Annotated in this window: 1 pseudogene; it reads left to right on the top strand. The window is 57.1% G+C overall.

From position 1 onward, the window contains the following. Positions 1-259, top strand: a pseudogene (locus tag SB775_RS31065) (D-serine ammonia-lyase); the annotation flags it as partial.

The following is a 259-nucleotide window of genomic DNA, read 5'->3' as shown; positions in this document are numbered from 1 at the left end:
GACACATTCCCCGGCAGTTTTGCTCGGGCTGATGACAGGCTTAAAGAGCGGCATCTGCGTCCAGGACATCGGCATCGACAATCGGACAGAGGCGGATGGGCTTGCAGTCGGCAGGGCATCCAGTTTTGCATCGACGAGTTCCGAACAATTGATCTCAGGCATTGCGACGGTCGACGACCTGGAGTTGTTCCCGCTCCTCGCTATGTTAAAAGACAGCGAAGGAATCCAAATCGAACCCTCCGCGGCAGCCGGGTTTGCC

This window comes from Peribacillus sp. SIMBA_075, from assembly GCF_046534585.1.
Note: the sequence above shows the minus strand (reverse complement) of the source record. Positions and strands in the feature narration are given on the sequence as shown.